This window comes from Sulfitobacter sp. 1A13496, from assembly GCF_043557225.1.
Lineage (GTDB): Bacteria > Pseudomonadota > Alphaproteobacteria > Rhodobacterales > Rhodobacteraceae > Sulfitobacter > Sulfitobacter faviae.
Genome location: NZ_JBIFFP010000005.1, coordinates 231,902 through 246,212, shown reverse-complemented (window position 1 = coordinate 246,212; position 14,311 = coordinate 231,902). Strand labels below are relative to the sequence as shown.

The 14,311-nt window shown below is 65.0% G+C and carries 10 protein-coding genes and 1 pseudogene; 5 read left to right on the top strand and 6 right to left on the bottom strand.

The features are described 5' to 3' along the window. Positions 1 to 185 precede the first annotated feature (185 nt). On the top strand, positions 186 to 1,394 hold the full coding sequence (locus tag ACGYLX_RS13500; RefSeq protein WP_394450121.1) for a pyridoxal-phosphate-dependent aminotransferase family protein: 1,209 nt from the start codon (positions 186 to 188) through the stop codon (positions 1,392 to 1,394). On the opposite strand, the gene ACGYLX_RS13495 is transcribed toward ACGYLX_RS13500, so the two are convergent. Beyond that, the gene (locus ACGYLX_RS13495; RefSeq protein WP_394450119.1) at positions 1,391 to 2,494 is read right to left on the bottom strand and encodes a pyridoxal phosphate-dependent aminotransferase; all 1,104 of its coding nucleotides are present in this window, start codon (positions 2,492 to 2,494) and stop codon (positions 1,391 to 1,393) included. The two genes, ACGYLX_RS13500 and ACGYLX_RS13495, sit on opposite strands and share 4 nt — an antisense overlap. Positions 2,495 to 2,613: 119 nt before the next feature. Here ACGYLX_RS13495 and ACGYLX_RS13490 point away from each other — a divergent pair, with 119 nt between their 5' ends. After that, positions 2,614 to 3,405: a crotonase/enoyl-CoA hydratase family protein gene (locus tag ACGYLX_RS13490; protein ID WP_394450117.1), complete on the top strand. Its 792-nt coding sequence runs from the start codon at positions 2,614 to 2,616 to the stop codon at positions 3,403 to 3,405. 199 nt (positions 3,406 to 3,604) lie between these two features. Here the strand turns inward: ACGYLX_RS13490 and ACGYLX_RS13485 are convergent, their stop codons facing one another. After that, the gene (locus ACGYLX_RS13485) at positions 3,605 to 6,718 is read right to left on the bottom strand and encodes a valine--tRNA ligase (RefSeq protein ID WP_394450115.1); all 3,114 of its coding nucleotides are present in this window, start codon (positions 6,716 to 6,718) and stop codon (positions 3,605 to 3,607) included. Between the two features lie 89 nt (positions 6,719 to 6,807). Then, positions 6,808 to 7,248 carry an Lrp/AsnC family transcriptional regulator gene (locus ACGYLX_RS13480; RefSeq protein ID WP_067267498.1) on the bottom strand — a complete coding sequence of 147 codons (441 nt, stop codon included), beginning with the start codon at positions 7,246 to 7,248 and terminating at the stop codon, positions 6,808 to 6,810. 100 nt (positions 7,249 to 7,348) lie between these two features. Here ACGYLX_RS13480 and ACGYLX_RS13475 point away from each other — a divergent pair, with 100 nt between their 5' ends. The 3 genes and pseudogenes from ACGYLX_RS13475 to ACGYLX_RS13465 all read left to right on the top strand — a co-directional run bounded on the left by ACGYLX_RS13475 (position 7,349) and on the right by ACGYLX_RS13465 (position 11,945). Next, positions 7,349 to 8,509, top strand: a complete 1,161-nt coding sequence (locus tag ACGYLX_RS13475) for a type III PLP-dependent enzyme (RefSeq protein ID WP_394450113.1) — start codon at positions 7,349 to 7,351, stop codon at positions 8,507 to 8,509. Positions 8,510 to 8,579: 70 nt separating this feature from the next. Beyond that, positions 8,580 to 10,876, top strand: a pseudogene (locus ACGYLX_RS13470) (xanthine dehydrogenase family protein molybdopterin-binding subunit). Then, positions 10,854 to 11,945 carry a DUF2235 domain-containing protein gene (locus ACGYLX_RS13465; protein WP_394450111.1) on the top strand — a complete coding sequence of 364 codons (1,092 nt, stop codon included), beginning with the start codon at positions 10,854 to 10,856 and terminating at the stop codon, positions 11,943 to 11,945. The pseudogene ACGYLX_RS13470 and the gene ACGYLX_RS13465 overlap by 23 nt, the downstream one beginning before the upstream one ends. On the opposite strand, the gene ACGYLX_RS13460 is transcribed toward ACGYLX_RS13465, so the two are convergent. The 3 genes from ACGYLX_RS13460 to ACGYLX_RS13450 all read right to left on the bottom strand — a co-directional run bounded on the left by ACGYLX_RS13460 (position 11,942) and on the right by ACGYLX_RS13450 (position 14,305). Beyond that, entirely contained in the window at positions 11,942 to 12,328 is a 387-nt protein-coding gene (locus ACGYLX_RS13460) for a GFA family protein (RefSeq protein ID WP_394450109.1), read from the bottom strand. The genes ACGYLX_RS13465 and ACGYLX_RS13460 overlap by 4 nt on opposite strands. Beyond that, the gene (locus tag ACGYLX_RS13455) at positions 12,325 to 13,068 is read right to left on the bottom strand and encodes a rhomboid family intramembrane serine protease (protein WP_271689547.1); all 744 of its coding nucleotides are present in this window, start codon (positions 13,066 to 13,068) and stop codon (positions 12,325 to 12,327) included. The genes ACGYLX_RS13460 and ACGYLX_RS13455 overlap by 4 nt, the downstream gene beginning before the upstream one ends. A gap of 85 nt (positions 13,069 to 13,153) precedes the next feature. After that, on the bottom strand, positions 13,154 to 14,305 hold the full coding sequence (locus ACGYLX_RS13450) for an amidohydrolase (RefSeq protein WP_394450107.1): 1,152 nt from the start codon (positions 14,303 to 14,305) through the stop codon (positions 13,154 to 13,156). Positions 14,306 to 14,311: the final 6 nt, after the last annotated feature.

The window sequence follows — 14,311 nt, the reverse complement described above, 5'->3', positions numbered from 1 at the left end:
CGCAGGCAGGGCAAGCCGTCGCGCAGGTCGGGCAAGGCGGGCAGGGGGTGGCCTGCGCGCGTGGAAGGGTGGCGCGGGGGCGCACCTTACCTAAGGTCCGATCGCGTGTTGACCCCGGCCTGCCGGGCAGTAAGCTGCGCCCGACCGTCCCCCGGTCACGCATTTTCAAAACGGCAGCCAATATCATGACAAAGCAGAATAAACTCGCCCCCGGTCGTTCGTACCTCGCCATTCCCGGCCCCTCGGTCATGCCCGACGCGGTGCTGAGCGCGATGCACCGCGCGGCTCCCAATATCTATGAGGGCGAGTTGGTCGAGATGATGCCTGCGCTGGCCGCTGACCTGAAGCGCGTGGCGCGTACAGATCGTCATGTGGCGATGTATATCAGCAACGGCCACGGCGCTTGGGAAGCCGCGCTGAGCAATGTCATAGCCCCCGGTGACCGGGTCTTGGTGCTGGCCACGGGGCGTTTCGGCCATGGCTGGGCCGAAATGGCAACGGGGCTGGGGGCGGAGGTGGATATCCTCGATTTTGGCCGCAACGCGCCTGTCGATCTCGCGCAGGTGGCCGAGCGTTTGAAGGCCGACAGCGGCCACCAGATCAAGGCGGTGATGGCTGTCCATGTGGACACCTCAAGCTCGGTCCGCAACGATGTGCCGGGCCTGCGCCGCCTGTTGGATGAGGCGGCCCACCCCGGACTCTTGATGGCCGATTGCATCGCGTCACTGGGCTGTGAGCGCTTTGAGATGGACGCTTGGGGTGTTGATGTCATGGTCACCGCCTCGCAAAAGGGGCTGATGGTACCGCCGGGCATGGCCTTCGTCTTCTTCAACGACCGAGCTGAGGAAGCCCGTGCGCGTCTGCCCCGCGTGAGCCGCTATTGGGACTGGTCGCCACGCGCCCATGCGCAGGAGTTTTATCAATACCACGGCGGCACGGCACCGACGCATCACCTCTACGGCCTGCGCGCCGCCCTCGACATCATCCATGAAGAGGGGATCGAGCAGGTCTGGCAGCGCCATGAAACGCTGGCCCGCGCGGTCTGGGCGGCCTGTGAGGCGTGGTCGGCTGAGGGCAGCCTGCGGTTCAACATCGAAGACCGCGCCCTGCGCAGCCATGCCGTCACCGCGCTGCGGCTGCAAGCGCCCCATGCGACCGAGTTGCGCGATTGGGTGCAGGGCAATCTCGGCCTGACACTGGGCGTGGGGCTGGGCATGGCCCTGCCGGGGGAGCCCGCGTGGCACGGGTTCTTCCGCCTTGGCCATATGGGCCATGTGAACGGCCATATGATCATGGGGCTGCTTGGCGGGATCGAAGCCGGGCTTTCCGCGCTGAAAATCGACCACGGCCCGGGCGCCTTGCAGGCCGCGGCGGAGGTGATCGGCGGGGCTTAAGCCCCGCGCGCGTCCGCTAAGGCGTCGGGCAAGGCGGCGGCGAAGTGATCCAGCTCTTCCGCCGTGCTGCAACTGATGCGGATGCAGCGGTTCTGCGGCGCAGCGAAGGGCATCCGCACGAAGATCCCCCGCGCCACCAGCGCGTCGAGAACCGCCTTCGCGAAAGCGCCATCGCGGCCACAGTCAACGGCGACGAAATTGGCGGCAGAGGGGAGGGTGCTGAGCCCGTTTTCTTCGGCGATTTGGGCGATCCGGCGGCGCGCCTCGGCAATCTTGGTCTGAACCTCCTTCAGGTAGCTCTGATCCTGCACCGCCGCCAAAGCCCCCGCCTGCGCCGCGCGGTTCAGGCCAAAGTGATTGCGGACCTTGTGAAAGGCGGTGATCAACTCGGGCGCGGCTATGGCATAGCCGATCCGCGCCCCGGCAAGGCCGTAGGCTTTGGAGAAGGTCCGCATCCGGATCACCCGCGGGTCATCGGCGGAAAGCGCGGGCGCGGTGCCCTCGGGGGCGCATTCGATATAGGCTTCATCCAGCAACAGCAGGCTGCCTTGGGGCAGGTCGTCCAACGCGCGCGCCAGTGTCGCGCCCTCATGCCATGTGCCCATCGGGTTGTCGGGGTTGGCGAGGTAGACGAGCTTGGCATCCACTTCCGCCGCCTTGGCGAAGAGCGCTGCCGGGTCTTCGTGATCGTCGCGGTAGGGCACTTTGTGCAGCACGCCGCCAAAGCCTGCGACATGGTAGTTGAAGGTAGGGTAGGCTCCTTCGGAGGTCACCACCGCGTCGCCTTCGCCCACCAGTAGGCGGACGAGATAGCCCAGCAACCCGTCGATGCCTTCGCCGACGATGACGTTTTCGGGGGTGACGCCATGCAACTCGGCCAGTGCCGCGCGCAACTCCACGCTTTCTGAATCGCCGTATTTCCACATCTCGGTCTCCGCCATGGCCGCGATGGCGCGGGGCGAGGGGCCAAAGACGTTTTCATTGGCGCCAAGCCGCGCTTTGAAGGGGCGGCCGAGGACACGCTCCTGCGCTTCGGGGCCCACGAAGGGGACATTGGCGGGCAGGCGTTGGGCGAGGGGGGTAAGGCGTGTATATGTCATGCGCAAAGGTGTAGGGGCGGGCCCGTGAGAGGGCAAGTGCCGCAGCACCTGCCGCCACGTTTTGCTGGTGCCGCGCGATGATCTGCGCTGAACTGCGCCAAACATTCAGGAGAACAGCCATGCCCCGCGTCACCACCCGGATCGAAGACCATATCGCCCATGTGACCCTCACCCGCGCCGACAAGATGAACGCGGTGGATGATGAGATGATCGAGGCGATCATCGCGGCAGGGCAGGAGGTTGCGGCCTCGGATGCCCGGGTGGTGCTGCTCTCGGGCGAGGGCAAAGGCTTTTGCGCGGGCATTGATATCGGCGGGCTCTCGGGGATGCTGGGGCAGGATGTCGAGGCGTTGATCATGCCCCGCAGCCATGGCGAAGGCACGACGAACAAATGGCAAGAGGTGTCGATGGTTTGGCACCGTTTGGAAATCCCGGTGATCGCGGCGCTGCATGGGGTGGTCTTCGGCGCCGGGATGCAGCTGGCGCTTGGGGCGGATATTCGGATTGCCGCGCCGGATACGAAGCTCGCGGTGATGGAGATGAAATGGGGCATCGTGCCGGATATGGGCGGAATGGTGTTGCTGCCGCGGCTGGTGCGATCGGACGTGTTGCGCCGGTTGACCTATACCGCCGCGCCCGTGGATGCCGCGCAGGCGGAGCGTTGGGGGCTGGTGACGGAAGTCGCCGAAGACCCGCAGGCGGCGGCGCTGGAACTGGCGCAGGTGATCGCGGGCAAGGGGCCGAATGCGATCCGCACGGCGAAGCGGTTGATCGGATATGCGGAGACGGGGGCGTTGGATGCGGATGTGCTTTTGGCCGAGTCGCGTGAGCAGGCGGCGCTGTTGGGCAAGACCGAGCAGATGGAGGTGATCGCGGCGGAGTTCGGCAAACGGCCCGCGGTGTTCAAGTAAGCCGGCTTGCGAACCGGTCACGTTGAACGAAACAGCCCGGAATCAAGGCAGCAGGCCGCCGGGCAGCGCCAGACCGCCCGGACGGGCTGGCGCTTTTGCTAACGCAGTACATTCCTGCGAACTTGGCATAAACGTGGAGAGATAAACTGCCCCCTTTGCAGCGCCATCCCGCGGTCTGGCGCTGCCCGGCTTGTTGGTCTCAGCCCAGTTCCGCCAGCCGGTCCAAAGCGGCCTGCAATTGGTCCGCCTCTTCCTGACGCGCCGCGAGGTTTGCCTGCGCTTCGGCCACGACCTCTTCCGGCGCGGAGGCGGCGAACTTGGGGTTGTTCAAACGCCCCTTCAGCCCACCGATCTCCTTACCCAGCTTGTCGAGCGATTTCTGCAGACGCGCCTTCTCAGCATCGATGTCGATGAGACCGGCCAAGGGCAGGCCGAAGCTCGCCCCCGGGGCGGCGATCGAGACGGTGCCTTTCGGGAAGCTGTCGGCTTTCTCAAGGCTCTCGACCCGCGCCAGGCGCTTGATCATCACCTCGTTGCGGTCCCAAGCGCCTTGTGCTGCCTCGTCCATCTCGGTCACCAGCATCGGCACCTTCAGCCCGGCGGGCACATGCATCTGTTGACGCGCGGAGCGGATGCTCTCAATGAGGCCGATGACCCAGTTTAGCTCCCGGTCCGCGTCGGCATCGAGCAGATCGGCGGTCGTGTAGGCGGGCCAATCGGTGAGGGCCAGAAGTTTATCGCGCTTGGCGGTGGTCTGCCAGAGCTCCTCGGTGATGAAGGGCATGATCGGGTGCAGCAGGATCAGGCATTGCTCCAGCACCCAGGCCATGGTGGCGCGGGTTTCCGCAGCCTCGGGCGCGTCGTCCTGCAACAGAGGCTTCGACAGCTCGACGTACCAGTCGCAGACCTTGCCCCAAACAAAGGCATAAAGCGCATTGGCCGCGTCGTTGAAGCGGAAGTTGCCAAGTGCGGCGTCAACCTCCTCGCGCACGCGGGCGGTCTCGCCCACGATCCATTTGTTCAGCGTGGCGGTGGGCCGCGGCATCCCGGCGGGCATCGCGTCGAAGACGCCGTTCATCTCGGCAAAGCGATGCGCGTTCCACAGCTTGGTGCCAAAGTTGCGATAGCCCGCGATGCGCTGCGTCGAGAGCTTCAAGTCGCGGCCCATCGCCGCCATCGAGGTCAGGGTAAAGCGCACCGCGTCGGCGCCGTAGTCGTCGATCAGCTCCAGCGGGTCGAGCACGTTGCCCAAGCTCTTCGACATCTTCTTGCCCTTCTCGTCGCGCACTAGCGCGTGGACATAAACGGTGTCGAAGGGTTTTTGATCGACCACGGCATATTGCATCATCATCATCCGGGCGACCCAGAAGAAGATGATGTCGAAACCGGTGACCAACACGGAAGTGGGGAAGTATTTCTCAAGCTCAGCCGTTTGCTCGGGCCAGCCCAGCGTGCCGATGGGCCAGAGGCCGGAAGAGAACCATGTGTCGAGCACGTCGGGATCGCGAAAGACAGGTATCTTGCTTTTCTTTTTCTGCCAGTCGTAGAGCCTATCTTGCCCGGCTAGGTTAATTACAGCACCTTCAAATAGTTTCTCTGCTTCTTCGCGAGCTTCGTTGAAACCCTGTACGATCACAATGTCCAAACCATAGTAGTTGGACATCTTTTCTACGGCTTCTGATTCTGAGGAAGCACAGAAGCGTTCGTATTCGTCGAAGGCAAAAACTCGATTGCCTTCTTCGTCAGTCTTAGCTTTGGGCCCGTACCACACCGGGATCTGATGCCCCCACCAAAGCTGGCGCGAGATGCACCAAGGCTCGATGTTCTCCAGCCAGTGGAAGTACACTTTGCGGTCCTGCTCGGGCAGGATGGTGACTTCGCCCGAGCGCACCGCATCAATGGCAGGCTGCACGATCTTGTCGGTGGCGACGAACCACTGGTCGGTCAGCATCGGCTCGATCACCACCTTGGAGCGGTCGCCGAAGGGCTGCATGATCTTCTTGGCTTCAACCAGCGGCACAAGGTTCTCTTCCTCGGCGCGCATCTCGCCGCCTTCGCCGGGCTCGACGGGGGCCTTCTTGGCGGCGCGGCCAAGGCGGGGATCGGTCGCCTCGGTCATCACGGCAAGGCCCTCGGCGGTCACGTCCTGAACCACGCGCTTGCGGGCCTCGAAACGATCCAAGCCGCGGTAGGCGTCCGGCACGAGGTTGATCTCGGTCGCGTCCTCGGGCGCGGCTTCGGAACCATCGGCGATGGCCTGCGCGCGCGCGGCGGCTTCATCGTAGGGCAGGCCATCGGCGCGCATCCGGCCTTGGGTGTCCATCAGCGCGTAAAGCGGGATGCCGTTACGCTTGGCCACACCGTAGTCGTTGAAGTCATGCGCGCCGGTGATCTTCACCGCGCCCGAGCCGAAATTCTTGTCGGGGTATTCATCGGTGATGATCGGAATGAGGCGGCGTTGCTCTTTCGGGCCAACGGGAATTTCGCAGAGTTTCCCGATGATTGAGGCATAACGCTCATCCGATGGATGAACCGCGACCGCGCCGTCGCCCAGCATGGTTTCGGGCCGGGTGGTGGCGATGGAGATGTAATCGCGCTCTTCCTCAAAGAGCACGTTGCCGTCCTCGTCCTTCTCCACATAAGTGTAGGTCTCACCCCTCGCCAGCGGGTATTTGAAGTGCCACATGTGGCCGTCGACCTCGGTGCTCTCGACCTCGAGGTCAGAGATCGCGGTCTCGAAATGCGGATCCCAGTTGACCAGCCGCTTGCCGCGGTAGATCAGCCCCTTGTTGTACATGCCCACGAAGACCTTGATCACGGCATCGTGGAAGTTGCCTTCCTCGCCCTCGGGGGCACCCGGCGCGCCGGACATGGTGAAGGCGTTGCGCGACCAGTCGCAAGAGGCGCCCAAACGGCGCAGCTGGTCGATGATCGTGCCGCCGGATTTCTGCTTCTGCTCCCAGACCTTGGCGGTAAACGCCTCGCGGCCCAAGTCGCGACGGCCCGGCTGGCCGGTGGCGGCCAATTCGCGCTCCACCACCATCTGCGTGGCGATGCCCGCGTGGTCTTGTCCCGGCTGCCACAGCGTGTCGAACCCCTGCATCCGGTGCCAGCGCACGAGGATGTCCTGCAGCGTGTTGTTGAAGGCATGGCCCATGTGCAGCGAGCCTGTGACATTCGGCGGCGGGATCATCACCGAGAAATGCTCATCCCGCTGCGCATTCGCGCCCGCTTTGAACGCGCCCTTGGTCTCCCAATCGGCGTAGATGCGGCTTTCCGCCTCGGCGGCGTTGAAGGTCTTTTCGAGTGCCATGGTCATGATCCCTTTTGTTGCGCCCCGTTTAGCGCTCTGGCGCGGTAAGGGAAAGACCCCTGACAGGGGGGGAGGCGCGGGGGCAGGGCTCAGCCGCTGCGGTCGATCTTGGTGCTGAGGTGGATCAGGCTCTCGCTCCCCTTGACGCCGCGTGTCTCGCCGATGCGGTCAAGGGTCTCGTCCAACTCCTGCGTGGTCTGCGCCGCGATCTGCACCAGCAGGTCAAAGCGGCCCGAGGTGGTGTGCACCACCTGCACCGCCGGAAGGCTGCGCAGCCGCGCCAATACGGCGGGGCCAGCACGCAGCTCGATATTGACCAGAGCCGTGGCATGCAGCGGCGCGCGGGCCGCTTCGCCCAAACGCAGCGTATAGCCGAGGATGGCGCCGCCGCGTTCCAACCGTTCCAGCCGGGCCTGAACGGTGGTGCGGGCAAGGCCAAGGCCGCGCGCCAGATCGGCGACCGGCTGGCGGGCGTTGGATTGCAGCGCCGCGATCAAAGCGCGGTCGGTATCGTCAAGTTGTGCTGTCATGTCGTCACTTCGCCCAAAGTTCGCGCCACTTTAGGCGGTATGACACGATGAATCGACCAAAATCCGCGCTTCACTGGGGAAAAGCAGTGAAGAGGCCCCTATGCAGCATATCGCCCCCCTTTCCGACAGTCCCGCCGCCTATTTGGCGAAACACAGCCCCGATAAGCCGGTGTTGTTTCTGGCCCCTTCGGTGCTGCAAGCCACCGCGCGGCGGTTTCAGGCGGATTTCGACGGGCTGGTAACCTATGCGGTCAAGGCCAACGACCGGGCCGAGGTGCTGTCGAACCTTGTCGCGGCGGGGATCACCACCTTCGATGTCGCCTCTCCGGCTGAGATGGCGGCGGTGCGGGCGGTCTGTCCGCAGGCGGTTTTGCATTACAATAACCCCGTGCGCTCGGCTTCCGAGGTCAAGGCAGGGATCGCGGCGGGGGTCTATAGCTGGTCGATCGATGACATGTCGGAATTGGCCAAGCTGCGCGACGTGCCGCGCGATAATGAGGTGGCGGTGCGCTTCGCCTTGCCGGTGAAGGGCGCGGCCTATGACTTCGGCTCGAAATTCGGCGCGGCCCCTGAAGAGGCGGCGGCGCTCCTGCGCGCTGTGGTCGAGATGGGGTTCACGCCGTCGATGTGTTTCCACCCCGGCACGCAGTGCAACGATCCGCACGCTTGGGCGCAATATGTCCATGCGGCGGCGGATATTCTGCGCATGGCCGGTGTTTCGATCGACCGGTTGAACATCGGCGGGGGCTTCGCCGTGGACCGTGGATTTGACGCGCCAGACCACCGAGCCGTCTTTGCCGCCGTCAAAACGGCGCTGGATGACAGTTTTGGCGCGGATGCCCCTGTGCTGCTTTGTGAGCCGGGCCGGGCGATGGTGGCCGATGCCGCCGTGCTGGCCACCCGCATCAAAGGGATACGCAATGACGGGCGCACCGTCTTTCTGAACGACGGCATCTATGGCGGGCTGCCCGATCTGCGCGATATGGGTCTTTCGGGATTGGTCGATGTGATCGGCCCCAATGGCATGCGGCGTCAGGGGGCGACCAAGCCGCGCGTGGTTTTCGGCCCGACCTGCGATTCGCTGGACCGTCTGCCCGATGGCCTGCCGCTGCCCGAGGATGCGCAGACCGGGGATTACCTCCTGTTCGGGGGCATGGGTGCCTATTCCATCGCCATGTCGACTGCCTTCAACGGCTATGGGTTGGCGGGGGTGACACTGGTCTCAAGCCTTGAAGGCGCGCTTACCCGCAAGGCGGCCTGAGCCTCTGGACACTGGCGGCGCGCCCGCTACTGTTGCGCTGGAACAGGCAGGGCAGCAGGGGCGGCGTCAGATGGAAAAGTTCGGGAAAAGCCAGCCGGTCAAACGGGTGGAAGACCACCGCTTCCTGACCGGAAAGGGCCGCTATGTCGATGATATCGCCCCCGCCGAGGCGCTGCATGGCGTCTTTTTCCGCGCGCCCGTGGCCCATGGGGTGATCACTGAGTTGGATGTGACGGACGCCCGCGCGGCGGATGGCGTGCATCTGGTGCTGACCTGCGCCGATCTGGAAGCGGCGGGGATGAATATCGCTCTGCCCCATACGGTCGTCGACAACCGCGATGGTAGCAAAGGGGCGGCGCCGCTGCGCCCGATGCTGGCCAAGGACCGCGTGCGCTATGTGGGCGAGCCGGTGGCGCTGGTGGTGGCCGAGAGTTTGCAACAGGCCCGCGACGCGGCGGAGATGATCCTTTTCGAGGCCGACGATCTGCCTGCCAAAATGGATGTCGCCCCGGGCGGTGAGCCCCTGCACGCAGAGGCCCCCGACAACCGCGCCTTTGACTGGCATATGGGCGATGAGGCCAAGGTTGAGGCGGCTTTTGCCAAGGCCGCCCATCGCGTCAAGCTGGAGGTCGGGGACAACCGCATCATCGTCAACTCCATGGAGCCGCGGGGCTGCTATGCCGAATGGACCGAGGGCCGGTTGCATGTGGCGCTGGGCGGGCAGGGCGTCTGGGCGCACAAGGGGTTTCTGACCAAAGCCTTTGGCCTGCCCGAAGACGCGGTGCGCGTCACCAATCCCGATGTCGGCGGCGGTTTCGGCATGAAGGCGATGACCTACCCGGAGTATTTCTGCGTGGCCCAAGCCGCGCGGGCGCTGGGCCGTCCGGTGCGCTGGATGTCAGAGCGAACCGAAGCCATGCTCACCGACAACGGCGGGCGCGATCTGGTGTCTTGGGCCGAGTTTGCCTTTGACGAAAACCACAAGATCACCGCCTACCGCGTCGACACGCGCTGCAACCTTGGGGCTTATAACAGCCAGTTCGGCCAGCCGATCCAGTCGCAGCTCTTCTCCAAGGTCTTGATGGGCGTCTATGACGTGCAAGACACCTATCTGCATGTCGAAGGGTTCTACACCAACACCGTGCAAGTCGACGCCTATCGCGGGGCCGGGCGGCCCGAGGCGATCTATGTGCTGGAGCGGCTGATGGACCGCGCGGCGCGAGAGTTGGGCGTCGATCCGTGGGAGTTACGGCGGATCAACTTCATCAAGCCTGAGCAATTCCCCTATACCACTGCCACGGGCGAGCTTTACGACGTGGGCGATTTCGCGCGGCTGCTGGCCCGGGTGGGGCAAGAGGCCGACGGCGACGGTTTTGCCGCGCGCCGGGCGGCGGATGCCAAGCGCGGCCTGCTGCGGGGGCAGGGGCTGTGTTACTATATCGAGAGTATTTTGGGCGACCCCTCCGAAGGGGCCAAAGTGGTTTTCGAGGGCGATGGCCGGGTGACGATCTATGTCGGCACCCAAAGCAATGGGCAGGGGCATGAGACGGTCTATGCGCAGTTCCTCTCGGACCAGACTGGCATCCCCGCCGAGCGGATCGACGTGGTGCAGGGCGACAGTGATCTGATCAAGAAGGGTGGCGGCACCGGCGGCTCGCGCTCGGTCACCACGCAGAACACGGCGACCTTGGCCACCGTGGCGAAGATCACCGAAGTCTTCACCGGCTTTCTGGCCGAGAGTTGGGCGTTGCCGCTGCGGATATCACCTTTGACGACGAACGCTTTCGCGCGGAAGGGTCGAACATCAGCCCGACCATGCTGGAGGTGGCCGAGATGGCCCGCGCCAAGGGCCGCGACGATCTGCTGAGCCACCACGAACGCGCCAGCCTGCCGGGGCGCAGCTATCCCAACGGGGCGCATGTGGCCGAGGTGGTGATCGACCCCGAGACGGGGGTCGTGACGCTGGACCGCTACACCGTGGTCGATGATTTCGGCAATCTGATTAACCCGATGCTGGCCGAGGGGCAGGTCCATGGCGGCGTGGCCCAGGGCATTGGCCAAGCGGTGCAGGAGCGGGTGGTCTATGACGAGGACGGCCAGCTTTTGACCGCCACCTTCATGGACTACGCCATGCCCCGCGCGGCGGACCTGCCGATGATCTCTTTCACCTCCGAACCGGTGCCCTCCACGGCCAATGTCATGGGCATGAAGGGCTGCGGAGAGGCGGGCACCGTTGGTGCCTTGGCAGCGGTGTCGAATGCGGTGCAAGATGCCCTGTGGGAACGCGGCGTGCGGCAGGCGGATATGCCGTTCACCCCGCACCGGGTCTGGGAGATGCTGCAAGGTGCCGCAATCGCAGCCGAGTAAAACCCTGTTCCAACGGCTTTTCGGGCGGTTCTGGCGGCGGCCTGAAAGCGACTTCGGCCCGCGCCGGGGGGCTGTGACCCATGTCATCATCCTTGATGGGACCATGTCCTCGCTCGAACTGGGGCGCGAGACCAACGCGGGCATCGCCTATGGCCTCTGCCGCGAGATGGGCAGCGCCCTGTCGATCTATTACGAGCCGGGGCTGCAATGGCGCGATTGGCGCAGCGCGTTGGATGTGATCCTTGGGCGCGGGATCAACCGGCAAATTCGGCGCGCCTATGGCTATCTCGCCTCGCGCTACCGACCCGGAGATCGAATTTTCCTGCTGGGCTATTCGCGCGGCGGCTATGCGGTACGCTCCCTCGCCGGGGTGATCGACCGGGTGGGGCTCCTGCGCGCCGAAGTGGCGACAGAGCGTAACATCCGCGATGTTTACCGCCATTATGAGGCGCACCATCTGAGCAAGGCGGGCGAACTCTTTGCCCGGGCCAACTGCCACCCCGAGGTCGAGATCGAGGCGATTGGCGTTTGGGACACGGTCAAATCGCTGGGCCTCAACGCGCCGCTGTTCTGGCGGTTTTCGCAGCCGCTGCATATGTTCCACAACCACGACCTGAGCCGCAACGTGAAGAACGGCTTTCAGGCGCTGGCCCTGAACGAGACCCGCGTCGCCTATGCCCCGGTGCTATGGACCACGCCCGCGGGCTATGACGGGCGGCTTGAGCAGGTCTGGTTCCCCGGCACCCATGGCGACGTGGGTGGCCAGTTGGGCGGGCATGAGGCCGCGCGCCCCTTGGCCAATATCCCGCTGGTCTGGCTGCTGTCGCGGATGGAGGAAAGCGGCCTGCCGCTGCCCGCAGGCTGGGCTACACGCTTCGATCAAGACCCCGCCGCGCCCTCCATCGGGCGCTGGCGCGGCTATGGCAAGATGCTGGTGACCCGCCGACGCCGGGTGGTGGGCGCGGATCCGTCCGAGCGGCTGCACGAAAGCGTGGAGCAGCGCCGCGAACAAGCCGCGCCGCAACCGGGGCTGCTGGCCCGGATGCAGGGGGTGATTTCCAGCCTCTAACCGGGGTCGCGGTCCGAAGGGTGGTCGATGCCATCGCTATAGGGCAGCGGCTCCATCTCCCAAGGCAAGACCTCTTCGATCGCACCAAGGTTCACGCCGCATTCATCGGGGTTCGAGCGGCGGCGGTGGTGGGTGTAGATGCCGCAGGTCTTACAGAAATAGTGCTTTGCGGTATGCGTGCCCCAAGTGTAGAGCGTGAGGTTCTCGGCCCCTTTTAACACGGTCACCGTCCCGGCCAGCGCCGTCACCGTGGCGGCGGCACGGCGGCGACAGAAGGAACAGGTGCAGCGCGCGGCCGAGGCCAGACCGCGCGGAAACAGCGCTTCGATCACCACGGCCCCGCAGTGGCACGAGGCGCGGCGGGTTTCGGAGGTTTCGGTCATTTGCGTCTCACTTTCGGAATGCGGCTTTCGCTCAGGTCATAATCGGCGGCGGCATGGGGCGGATGGCCATGGGTCTGCCGCCAAAAGGCAAAACCGCCCCGCCGCAGCCAGAGCGGCAGGGTCAACACAAGCCCCGCGATGAACCCGCCCGCATGGGCCCAGTAGGCCACCCCGCCAGTGCCGGGCGTGGCCCCGATCCCGCCGATGAATTGCATGCCGAACCACAGGCCCAGCATGATCCACGCCGGGATCGCGAAGATGCGGAAAAACACGATGAAGATCACCAGAATGTCGACCTTGGCACGGGGGAAGAGCAGCAGGTAGCCCCCCATAACCCCCGCAATCGCGCCCGAGGCACCGACCATTGGCACCCACGACAACGGCTCTGTCACAACTTGGCCCAGACCCGCGGCGATGCCACAGGCAAGGTAGAACAGCAGATAGCGCCCGTGGCCCATCTCATCCTCGACATTGTCGCCGAATATCCACAAAAACAGCATGTTACCCGCCAGATGCATCCAGCCGCCATGCAGGAATTGCGAGGTGATGAGGCCGAAATACCCCTCCCCATGGCTCAGCCGCGCGGGCAGCAAGGCGTAGCTGTAGTAAAACTCGGCCAAGGCGCGCTCATCCGCCATCAGCGACAGGGAGGACAGGAACACCCCGATGTTGAGCGCCATCAGCGCATAGGTGACGAAGGGCGTGCGGCCCGAGGGGTTGTGATCGCGGATCGGGAACATGCGGGCCAGCCTTTGCCAAGTCGTCCGCAGCGTCAAGCGGCGCGGGGGATCGTCATGACCTTAGCTGCGCCCGCGGGGGCTTCTGTCAAGCAGAACCGAGCAAATCCCGCGCGATCCGCTCAAAAATTCCGGCGCCCACCGGGATCAGATCATCGGGGAAATCGTAATCAGGGTTGTGCAGGGCGGCATAGCCCTCGCCGGGGCCGAGGCAGAGCATCGCGGCCTTGGCATCGCGCCCGAACAGGCCGAAATCCTCGGAGGCGCGCATCGGCAGGTTTTTCTGCCCATGCGACACGCCGAGCGCGTCCATCGCCGCGGCGGCGATCGCGTAGGCTTCGGGGTGATTGATGGAGGCGGCGAAATGGTCGGATTCCGCGAAAGCTGCCGTCAGACCATGGGCCTCGGTCACGCGCGCGACTTCGGCGTGCAGGGCCGCTTCGATCTCGGCCAGCGCATCGTCGCGGGTGCTGCGCAGGGTGGCGTAGAGCGCCGCTTCGCCCGGGGCGACGCCAAAGGTCGGCTCACCCATGCGCAGATGGGTGAGGGTGACGAGGCGGAAGTGATCATCAAGCGCCCCGCCGGGGCCGAGCGCTTGCAGCGCCGGGATCAACTCGGCCAGCGCAGGTGCGGGCGAGGTGCCGTCTTCGGGGCTGGCGGCATGGGCGGTCTTGCCGTGTAGGGTGACGGAGATGCCTTTCGAGGCGCAGTTGATCAGCGCGGGCGCGGTGTCGACATGGCCAAAGGGGCGGCCCGGCTCGACATGGATGGCAAAGGCGTAATCGGCGGCGATCTCGGCATAGGTGGGATCGTTCACCACCGCCCGCGCGCCGCTGCCATCCTCCTCGGCCGGTTGGAACATCAGCACCACGCGGCCCTTTGCGACGGGGCGGCGCGCGATCATCCGACCGAGCGCCAAGAGCATGGTCATATGACCGTCGTGGCCGCAGACGTGGGACTTGCCCGGCACCTTAGAGACCCAAGGAATGTCATGTTCCTCGGGGATCGGCAGGGCGTCGAGTTCCGCGCGGAAGAGTACCGTGGGGCCGGGCGCGTCGCTGTCGAAAACCGCCGCTACCCCATGCCCGCCAAGGCCGGTGAGGATGCGCGTAGGGGCGAGATTTTCCAGTTCCGCCGCGATGGTCCGGGCGGTTTCCACTTCCTCGCCCGAGATCTCGGGGTATTGGTGGAGCGCCCTGCGAAACTGCGTCAACTCTTCGATATCGCGGTTCGTCAGCATGGCGCT

What these genes read in the sequence shown, in the direction of transcription:
- ACGYLX_RS13475 (WP_394450113.1), top strand. Translation starts at nt 7,349, where the DNA reads ATGCAGCATATCGCCCCCCTTTCCGACAGTCCCGCCGCCTATTTGGCG.
- ACGYLX_RS13460 (WP_394450109.1), bottom strand. Translation starts at nt 12,328, where the DNA reads ATGACCGAAACCTCCGAAACCCGCCGCGCCTCGTGCCACTGCGGGGCC.
- ACGYLX_RS13490 (WP_394450117.1), top strand. Translation starts at nt 2,614, where the DNA reads ATGCCCCGCGTCACCACCCGGATCGAAGACCATATCGCCCATGTGACC.
- ACGYLX_RS13485 (WP_394450115.1), bottom strand. Translation starts at nt 6,718, where the DNA reads ATGGCACTCGAAAAGACCTTCAACGCCGCCGAGGCGGAAAGCCGCATC.
- ACGYLX_RS13495 (WP_394450119.1), bottom strand. Translation starts at nt 2,494, where the DNA reads ATGACATATACACGCCTTACCCCCCTCGCCCAACGCCTGCCCGCCAAT.
- ACGYLX_RS13500 (WP_394450121.1), top strand. Translation starts at nt 186, where the DNA reads ATGACAAAGCAGAATAAACTCGCCCCCGGTCGTTCGTACCTCGCCATT.
- ACGYLX_RS13480 (WP_067267498.1), bottom strand. Translation starts at nt 7,248, where the DNA reads ATGACAGCACAACTTGACGATACCGACCGCGCTTTGATCGCGGCGCTG.
- ACGYLX_RS13450 (WP_394450107.1), bottom strand. Translation starts at nt 14,305, where the DNA reads ATGCTGACGAACCGCGATATCGAAGAGTTGACGCAGTTTCGCAGGGCG.
- ACGYLX_RS13455 (WP_271689547.1), bottom strand. Translation starts at nt 13,068, where the DNA reads ATGTTCCCGATCCGCGATCACAACCCCTCGGGCCGCACGCCCTTCGTC.